The following is an 8,904-nucleotide window of genomic DNA, read 5'->3' on the forward strand; positions in this document are numbered from 1 at the left end:
CGCGGCGCTGGGCCTGGCCGCGGGGCGGCGCAGCCGGGCGGCGGCGGCCGTGGCCGGGGCGGCGCTGCTGCTCGGTTCCGCGGCGGGCCGGTTCGGCATCTTCCACGCCGGAATCGCCTCGGCCGAGGACCCCCGGTACACGGTGCTGCCGCAGCGCGAACGCCTCCGGCAGCGCACCGCCGCACCCGCCTGATGCCACCGCCCGCCGCGCACCGCTCCGCCGCCGCATCCACCCGCCGCATCCACCGCCCGCGGGGAGGCCACGGCGGCGGCGCGGTGCCGTCAGGCGGGGCCGGGCGGGGGGCGGAGGGGCTCCCCCGGCGCCCGTGCCGCCGCGTCGCGCTCCTCGTCGCCGATCCACCGCCAGGTGGTGCCCGCGGCGATGAGCCCGACCGGCAGCATGCCCACGATCATCGCCAGGCCGGCCGCCGCGTGACCGGCCGCGATCAGGCCCACGGCCGGCAGGTCCAGCAGCGGCATGGCCAGGAACAGGTACAGGCACCGGCCAGGGCCGCCGAGGCGGTGCCGCCCCGCTGCCGCCCCCACCGCCGGCAGCCAGAACAGCACGCAGGCGGCCGGCAGCGCCGCCTCCGGCAGCCACCGTGCGGCCGCCGCCGTCCCGTGGTGGCCGGGCACCGCCATGCCCAGCACCACCACCGCGTGCACCAGGACGAACAGCGGGAACGACACCCCGGCGGGGACCGCCAGCCGCGGCCACACCGCCCAGCGGCGGGTCGCCAGCAGTACCCCCGGCACCCCGGCGGACAGGAACAGCGCCCACGCCCCCATGGTCACCGCGCCGGTCACGACCGCGCCGCCAGCGCCGCCAGGACCGCCGCCACCGCCAGCACCGGGAGGGCGAACGCCAGCATCCACCAGCCGTACACCGCGGTCAGCCCCAGCAGCGCGGCGCCGGCCGCGGCCGGCAGCACCGCGGCGGTGCTGCCGGTCGCCAGCCGGTAGTGCCGGTGCTGTTCCGGTCCGCGCCGCGAGGCCACCAGCACCGCCGCCGTGGCTCCGGCGAGCAGCGCCAGGGACCCGGCCCACAGCCACAGCGCCACCGCCCCCTCGCCGTACAGGGCGAGCACCGCGAACAGCAGCCCGTTGAACAGCGTCCAGCCGGCCACCACCAGGAACGCCGGATGTCTAGTCGGCACGGCCGTCCTCCGCCCGCTCCCGAAGCCGGCGCTGCCGCAGGTCGTACAGCGGGGCGTAGCTGGTGACCGGCGGCAGCGGGCGTTCCGGGGTGAAGTTCAGCCGCGGCGGCGGCGAGGTGGTCGCCCACTCCAGGGTCTGGCCCTGCCAGGGGTCGTCCCCGGCCGGCCGGGGGAAGCGCAGCGAGACGTAGACGTTGTAGAGGAAGACCAGCATCGCCACGGCCAGCAGTGCGGCCCCGATGCTGGCCAGCAGGTTGAGCGTGCCGAAGCCGTCGAACTCCGCATAGGACACGATCCGCCGCGACATGCCCTCGTGGCCGAGGAGGAACATGGGCAGGAAGGTCAGGTTGGTGCCGGCCACCAGCAGCCAGAAGTGCGCGTGGCTGAGCCGCTCGTGCAGCATCGCCCCGGTCACCTTCGGGAACCAGAAGTAGAAGGCCGCGAACAGCCCGAAGGCGCTGCCGGCGAAGAGCACGTAGTGCAGGTGGGCGACGACGAAGTAGCTGTCGTGGGCGTGGTAGTCGATCACCGGGGTGCCGACCATGATGCCGGTCAGCCCGCCGATCAGGAACTGCGGGATGAACGCCAGCGCGAACAGCATCGGGGGGCGGAACACCAGCCTGCCGCCCAGGACCGTGCCGAGCAGCGCGAAGTACTCCACCCCGGCGGGCACCAGCAGGGCGATCGAGGTCAGCGAGTAGTAGTCGTTGGCGGCCTGGCCGGTGGTGAACATGTGGTGGCCCCACACGCTCATCGACAGCCCGGCGAAGACCAGCAGCGACAGCACGGTGAGCCGGAAGCCGAAGAAGGGCCGCCGGGCGAAGGTGGCCAGCACCTCCCCCACCGCCGCCAGGTAGGGGAAGAACATCACGTACACCACGGGGTGCCCGTAGAACCAGAACAGGTGCTGGTAGCCGATGGTCCACAGGTTCGAGTCGAAGACCGCGGGATCGGCCCGGCCGATGCCGAGCAGCACCAGGGCGGCCAGCAGCGCGGGGAAGGAACCGATCACCATCAGGGTCGTCGCCACCATGGACCAGGAGAACAGCGGCATGCGCAGCATGGTCATGCCCTCGGCCCGCTTGCGCAGCGCGGTCCACAGCACCGCCCAGCCCATCAGGATCACGCCGGTGGTGGCCAGGAACACCCCGGCCAGCCACATGTCGGAGCCCAGCCCGGGGCTGTACCGCGCGTCGGCCAGCGGCGGGTAGGAGAACCAGCCGGCGGCGTGCGCGCCGAGCGGGGTGACGAAGCCGGCCAGCATGATGACCGCGCCGGTGACGTACAGCCAGTAGCCGAGCAGGGTGGTGCGGGGCAGGGCGATGTTGGGCGCGCCGATCTGCAGGGGCACCAGATAGACCCCGAGGCCGATCGCGAACGGCGTCATGACCAGGTAGATCATGCCCGAGCCGTGGATGGTGAACAGCTGGTTGTACACCGCGGAGCCGAGGNTGGTTGTACACCGCGGAGCCGAGGAAGTCCGACTCCGGCCGGGCGAGCTGGGCGCGCATCAGCAGCGCCAGCACCCCCAGCAGGAACATCAGCGCCAGGGAGGTGCCCAGGATCAGCAGGCCGATCCGCTTGTGGTCGGTGGACAGCAGCAGGGACCGCCCGGAGGGCTGGGCGGCGGGCCCTGGCCCCTCGCCGGGCGGCCGTTCCCTGCCGGGCGCCGCCAGCGTCATCCGGCACCGCCTTCCGGGTCCGCGGGCCGGGCCGGCCGCGGCATCAGGCGGCCTCCGCCGGGAGGTCCTGGCCGGACCCGCCGTCCTGCGCGGCGAGCAGCCAGGCGTCGTACTCCTCCGGCGGGACGGCCTGCACCCAGAAGTCCATGACGTGGTGCCGGTGGCCGCAGAACTCGGCACAGTGGCCGATCCACCGCCCCTCGCGGTCGAAGCGCAGCGTGAAGCTGTTCCGGTGGCCGGGGAAGGCGTCCATCTTGTAGCGCAGATCCGGGACCCAGAACGAGTGGATGACGTCGTGCGAGGCCAGCTCCAGGCGGACGTCCCGGCCGGTCGGCACCACCAGGGTGGGCAGGTCGTCGTCGCGGCAGGTGGCCCGCGCCGTGACCGGCTCGGCGTCCGGCCGCGGGTGGGTGAACTCCCAGCACCACTGGAAGGCGGAGACCTCCACCCGCAGATCGGCCGGCCGGTCCTCGTCCCGGTTCTGCTCCCGGTGGGCCAGCGCGGTGTAGATCACCAGACCGGCCGCCACCGCGGCGAGCGTGCCGGCGTAGAAGAGTTCCACCGGCTTCCACTCGCGCCGCCCGGAGACGGCGAGCCCGGGGCGCGCCCGGCGCCGGACCACGGCGAACAGCAGCGCGCCGAGCACGAGCACGAACACCGCGAGAGCGATGACCGTCTCCACGGCGAATACCTCGTCGAAGACGCTGCGCCGGTGCACGGCTCTCCCCTTCCTCCCGTCCTTCCCGCGGCGGGCCACCGCCCGACCCTAGAGGCCGTGTCCGGCGCCACCGAGCGGACACACCGTGGCGCCGCACACCCGCTCCGGCGGCAGCCGTACATCCCGCTTTCGGACCACAGTGACGTTTTGTCCCCACGGGGCCGGGTACACAGGGTGACCGGACAGCTCTCCACGGGTTCTCACGGGTTCCCACGGGTTCCCACGGATGTCCCCCGTGAGTTCGGACGGAAGGCAGGGACCAGATGGGCGCTCGGACCTGGATCTCGTCATGGCCGGTCTACCGGCAGCTCACCGGCGGCGACCCGCTCGGCCGCGGAGAGGCGGCGAAGAGCCGGGACACCCGGCTGCTGCGGGCACGCACCCGGACCGCCGACAAGGTGGTCAAGTCGGTCTGCCCGTACTGCGCGGTGGGCTGCGGCCAGGACGTGTATGTGCAGGACGGCCGGGTCACGCAGATCGAGGGCGACCGGGACTCGCCGGTCTCCCGCGGACGGCTGTGCCCCAAGGGCGCGGCCAGTCTGCAGCTCACCACCGGTCCGGCCCGCGAGCACCGGGTGCGCTACCGCCGCCCGCACGGCACCGACTGGGAGGAACTGGACCTGGACACGGCGATGGACATGATCGCCGACCGGGTGATCGCCGCCCGCCGGGAGGGCTGGCAGTGGGAGCAGAACGGTCTGCGCACCCGGCGCACCCTGCGGTTCGCCAGCCTCGGCGGCGCCACCCTGGACAACGAGGAGAACTACCTCATCAAGAAGCTGTTCACGGCGCTCGGGGCGGTGCAGATCGAGAACCAGGCCCGTATTTGACACTCCTCCACCGTCCCCGGTCTGGGGACCTCGTTCGGGCGCGGCGGCGCCACCACCTTCCAGCAGGACCTGCAGAACTCCGACTGCATCGTCATCCAGGGCTCCAACATGGCCGAGTGCCATCCGGTGGGCTTCCAGTGGGTGATGGAGGCCAAGGCCCGCGGCGCGAAGGTGATCCATGTCGATCCGCGTTTCACCCGCACCAGCGCGCTGGCCGACGTCCATGTCCCGCTGCGCGCGGGCACCGACATCGCCTTCCTCGGCGGGATCGTCCACTACGTCCTGGAGCAGGAGAAGTACTTCCGCGAGTACGTGGTCGCCTACACCAACGCGCCCACGATCCTGGGCGAGGAGTACCGCGACGCCGAGGACCTGGACGGCGTCTTCGCCGGCTTCGACGCGGAGCGGCGCACCTACGACAACGGCGCCTGGCAGTACGAGGGCATGGAGGTGCAGGCCGCGTCCGGGCAGCGGGAGCAGGAGTACCTGGCCCGCACCGGCGGCGGCGAGTCGGTGGCCCGCTCCGGCCACGGCGAGGCGCACGGCTCCGGCGGGGCCGCACTCGGCGCCGGCGAGCCCGAGCGGGACGAGACGCTGAGCCATCCGCGGTGCGTGTTCCAGGTGCTGCGCCGGCACTTCGCCCGCTACACCCCGCAGGCCGTGGAGCAGATCTGCGGGGTGCCGCAGGACACCTTCCGCACCGTGTGCGAGCTGATCACCGGCAACTCCGGCCGGGACCGCACCACCGCCTTCGCCTACGCGGTCGGCTGGACCCAGCACACCGTGGGCGTGCAGTACATCCGCACCGCGGCCATCCTGCAGAGCCTGCTGGGGAACATCGGCCGGCCCGGCGGCGGCATCCTGGCGCTGCGCGGCCACGCCTCCATCCAGGGCTCCACGGACATCCCCACCCTGTTCAACCTGCTGCCCGGCTACCTGCCCATGCCGCACGCGCACGAGCAGCAGTCCCTGCGCACCTACGTGGGCGCGGAGGCGGCCCGCAAGGGCTACTGGGGCAACATGGGCGCCTATCTGGTCAGCCTGCTCAAGGCGTACTGGGGCGACGCGGCCACCGGGGAGAACGACTACTGCTTCGACTACCTGCCCCGGCTGACCGGCTCGCACAGTTCCTACGAGACCGTCGTGGCACAGATCGAGGGCACCTGCAAGGGCTACTTCCTGATGGGCGAGAACCCGGCCGTGGGCTCCGCCGACGCCCGCATGCAGCGGCTGGGCATGGCGAACCTGGACTGGCTGGTGGTGCGGGACTTCTCCCTGATCGAGTCCGCCACCTGGTGGAAGGACGGGCCGGAGATCCGCACCGGGGAGATGCGCGCCGAGGACATCGGCACCGAGGTGTTCTTCCTGCCGGCCGCCGCGCACACCGAGAAGGACGGCACCTTCACCAACACCCAGCGCATGCTCCAGTGGCACCACCGGGCCGTGGAGCCGCCCGGAGACGCCCGCAGCGACCTGTGGTTCATGTACCACCTGGGCCGTCGCATCAGGGAGAAGCTGGCCGGCTCGACCGACCCGATGGACCGGCCGGTGCTGGATCTGACCTGGGACTATCCCGTCCACGGGCCGACGGAGGAACCGAGCGCCGAGGCAGTGCTCCAGGAGATCAACGGCCGGGACGCGCAGGGCCGCCCGCTCGCCTCCTACCAGCAGCTCAAGGACGACGGCTCCACCTCCTGCGGCTGCTGGATCTACTGCGGGGTCTACGCGGACGGCGTCAACCAGGCGGCCCGCCGCAGGCCCGGCAGCGAGCAGAGCTGGGTGGCCCCCGAGTGGGGCTGGGCCTGGCCGGCCAACCGCCGCATCCTGTACAACCGCGCCTCGGCCGATCCGGAGGGCAGGCCGTGGAGCGAGCGCAAGGCGCTGGTGTGGTGGGACGCCGACGAGGGCCGCTGGACGGGCCACGACATCCCCGACTTCTCCCCCGCCAAGGCGCCGGACCATGTGCCGCCGGAGGGCGCGACCGCCGAGGAGGCGCTGGCCGGCACGGACGCCTTCATCATGCAGGCGGACGGCAAGGCGTGGCTGTACGTGCCGACCGGCCTGGTGGACGGCCCGCTGCCGACCCACTACGAGCCGCAGGACTCACCGTTCGCGAATCTGCTGTACCACCGGCAGCGCAACCCGGCGCGGCAGCTCCCGGCCCCGCACCCGGACAACAGCTACCACCCCAGCGGCGGCGAGCCGGGCGCGGAGGTCTTCCCGTACGTGCTCACCACCTACCGGCTGACCGAGCATCACACCGCGGGCGGCATGTCCCGCTGGCAGCCGTATCTGTACGAGCTCCAGCCGGAGCTGTTCTGCGAGGTGTCGCCCGAGCTGGCGGCCGAGCGGGAGCTGGAGCACATGGGCTGGGCCACGGTGGTCACCGCGCGCGGCGTGGTCGAGGCCCGGGTGCTGGTCACCGACCGGGTGTCGCCGCTGCGGGTGCAGGGCCGGACCCTGCACCAGGTGGGGCTGCCCTATCACTGGGGTCCCAACGGGCACAGCCGCGGGGACGCCGCCAACGAACTGGTGCACCTGTCCCTGGACCCGAACACCCATATCCAGGAGACCAAGGCGCTCACCTGCGACATCCGGCCGGGGCGCCGGCCGCGCGGCCCGGCGGCCCGGGAGCTGGTGCAGGGCTACCGGGAGCGGGCCGGCATCACGCTGGACACCGGCCGGGGGCCGTAGCCGGGCCCGGCGGGACTGCCGCGGCCGGCGGCCGGCGGACGGCAGCCCGCGGACGGTCAGCGGACCAGCAGGGCGGGCCCGGCCGGCTCCACCAGCTCGCCGATGACCGGGGCGCCCGGCACCTCGCCCGCCACCAGCAGGCCGCCGGAGGTCTGGGCGTCCGCCAGCAGCAGCCGGGCCTCCTCGCCGGTGCGGCCGAAGTCGCAGTGCGGCGCCACCCAGCCGAGGTTGCGCCGGGTGCCGCCGCTGACATAGCCGTCCCGCACGGCCTCCCGGGCGCCCGCCAGATACGGGACGGCGGCGGCGTGCACCACGGCGGTGACTCCGGAGGCGCGGGCCAGCTTGTACAGATGGCCCAGCAGGCCGAACCCGGTGACGTCGGTGGCGCAGCGGCAGCCGGCCTCCAGGGCGGCGGCCGCCGCGTCCCGGTTCAGCCCGGCCATGACGGCCACCGCCTCCGGGAAGACCTCGCCGGTGGCCTTGTGCCGGTTGTTCAGCACGCCCAGGCCGAGCGGCTTGGTCAGGGACAGCGGGAGCCCGGGCCGTCCGCGGTCGATGCGCAGCAGCCGCTCCGGGTCGGCGGTGCCGGTCACCGCCATGCCGTACTTGGGCTCGGTGTCGTCCACGCTGTGCCCGCCGGCCAGCGGGCAGCCGGCCAGGGCGGCGGTGTCCCGGCCGCCGCGCAGCACCTCGCGGGCCAGTTCGGCGGGCAGCCGGTCGCGGGGCCAGGCCAGCAGGTTGACGGCCAGCAGCGGGGTGCCGCCCATGGCGTAGACGTCGGACAGCGCGTTGGCGGCGGCGATCCGGCCCCAGTCGTAGGGATCGTCGACCACCGGGGTGAAGAAGTCGGCGGTGGCCACCGCCGCACCGCCGCCGGGGAGGGCGGCGACCGCGGCGTCGTCGCCGTGTTCCAGGCCGACCAGCAGGCCCGGCGGGGCGGTGCCGTGCAGCCCGGCGACCAGGTCCTCCAGTTCGCCGGGCGGGAGCTTGCAGGCGCAGCCGCCGCCGCGGGCGTACTGGGTGAGCCGGATCGCGGTTCCCGCCGCCGGTTCGCCGGTGAGGGTCATGCCGTTTTTGTCCTTCCGCTCGGTGTGCTGCTCCGCGTGGGGTGCTTCCGTGTGGAGGTGCTTCCGCGTGGAGGTGCTTGGTCCCGGACACGCCGGGCGGATCGCCGGGGGCCGGGGCGCGGGGCGCGGTTTGATGGGAGGGCGGCCGACGGCCCGGAGGCGTGCGGGTGCCTGGTGGCCCTCCCGGTCTTCAAAACCGAGGTGCCCGAGGTTCTCGGGCAGGCAGGTTCGATTCCTGTCCGCCTCCGCCGGCCGCGGCCTCCGCCGCGGGCGGGCGGCAGACGCGCCGGATGTCGTCCAGCCGGGCGGTCCAGCCGCGCAGGTCCAGATGCTCCAGCAGCGGCACGGCCACCCGCCGCGTGGTGTCCAGTGCCCGGCGGGCCTCGCTGACGGTGAACGGCTGTTCCAGCGCGGCCAGAATCCGGGCCGCCCGGGCGTCCGCCCCGGGCAGCAGCACGACGCCCTCGGCGATCCGCAGCAGCGCGCCCGCCCGCACCGCGGCGGCCAGCGCGGCCCGGCCCAGGCCCAGCGCGGCCAGCCGGTCCGCCTCCGGGGCCCGGAACGGCGCCCGTGCCAGCTCGTCGTGGAGCGTCCGCACCGCCCGGTGCAGCGGCGGCGGCAGCGACCGGCCTGTGGCGGAGCCGTAGAGCCTGCCCCCGCGGTGGTGCAGCGGCGGCCCGGGGGCCGTGGCCAGCGCCGCCACCAGGGCCCGGTCCGGCAGGCCCAGCAGCCGCCGGGCGGCCTCGGCGGGCAGCC

At 74.0% G+C, this 8,904-nt stretch carries 6 protein-coding genes, 1 tRNA gene and 2 pseudogenes; 3 read left to right on the forward strand and 6 right to left on the reverse strand.

What is annotated here, in order from left to right:
• Positions 1 to 193 (forward strand): annotated as a pseudogene (locus GQS09_RS24350) (polysulfide reductase); the annotation flags it as partial.
• Between the two features lie 89 nt (positions 194 to 282).
• On the opposite strand, the gene GQS09_RS24355 reads toward GQS09_RS24350, so the two are convergent.
• The 4 genes from GQS09_RS24355 to coxB all read right to left on the reverse strand — a co-directional run bounded on the left by GQS09_RS24355 (position 283) and on the right by coxB (position 3,557).
• Positions 283 to 807, reverse strand: a complete 525-nt coding sequence (locus tag GQS09_RS24355; RefSeq protein WP_313896318.1) for a hypothetical protein — start codon at positions 805 to 807, stop codon at positions 283 to 285.
• Entirely contained in the window at positions 804 to 1,157 is a 354-nt protein-coding gene (locus GQS09_RS24360) for a hypothetical protein (RefSeq protein ID WP_165989731.1), read from the reverse strand. Before GQS09_RS24360 ends, GQS09_RS24355 begins: the two co-directional genes overlap by 4 nt.
• Positions 1,147 to 2,595: a cbb3-type cytochrome c oxidase subunit I gene (locus tag GQS09_RS24365; RefSeq protein ID WP_313896319.1), complete on the reverse strand. Its 1,449-nt coding sequence runs from the start codon at positions 2,593 to 2,595 to the stop codon at positions 1,147 to 1,149. The genes GQS09_RS24360 and GQS09_RS24365 overlap by 11 nt, the downstream gene beginning before the upstream one ends.
• Positions 2,596 to 2,882: 287 nt before the next feature.
• Positions 2,883 to 3,557, reverse strand: a complete 675-nt coding sequence (gene coxB / locus GQS09_RS24370; protein ID WP_165989732.1) for a cytochrome c oxidase subunit II — start codon at positions 3,555 to 3,557, stop codon at positions 2,883 to 2,885.
• Between the two features lie 263 nt (positions 3,558 to 3,820).
• On the opposite strand from coxB, the gene fdh reads away from it, so the two are divergent.
• Positions 3,821 to 7,081 carry a formate dehydrogenase gene (fdh, locus tag GQS09_RS24380; protein WP_243761742.1) on the forward strand — a complete coding sequence of 1,087 codons (3,261 nt, stop codon included), beginning with the start codon at positions 3,821 to 3,823 and terminating at the stop codon, positions 7,079 to 7,081.
• Between the two features lie 56 nt (positions 7,082 to 7,137).
• On the opposite strand, the gene selD is transcribed toward fdh, so the two are convergent.
• The gene (gene selD / locus GQS09_RS24385) at positions 7,138 to 8,148 is read right to left on the reverse strand and encodes a selenide, water dikinase SelD (protein WP_165989734.1); all 1,011 of its coding nucleotides are present in this window, start codon (positions 8,146 to 8,148) and stop codon (positions 7,138 to 7,140) included.
• Positions 8,149 to 8,303: 155 nt separating this feature from the next.
• Here selD and GQS09_RS24390 point away from each other — a divergent pair.
• Positions 8,304 to 8,396: transfer RNA gene (locus GQS09_RS24390), tRNA-Sec, on the forward strand.
• A 47-nt stretch (positions 8,397 to 8,443) separates the two neighbouring features.
• On the opposite strand, the pseudogene GQS09_RS30775 reads toward GQS09_RS24390, so the two are convergent.
• A pseudogene (locus GQS09_RS30775) lies at positions 8,444 to 8,851 on the reverse strand (SelB C-terminal domain-containing protein); the annotation flags it as partial.
• Between the last annotated feature and the right edge of the window lie 53 nt (positions 8,852 to 8,904).

It is taken from the genome of Streptomyces sp. YIM 98790 (assembly GCF_011421595.1).
Taxonomy (GTDB): Bacteria; Actinomycetota; Actinomycetes; order Streptomycetales; family Streptomycetaceae; genus Streptomyces.

Excerpts from the sequence above, each read along its gene's own strand:
- selD (WP_165989734.1), bottom strand. The coding sequence starts at position 8,148 with ATGACCCTCACCGGCGAACCGGCGGCGGGAACCGCGATCCGGCTCACC.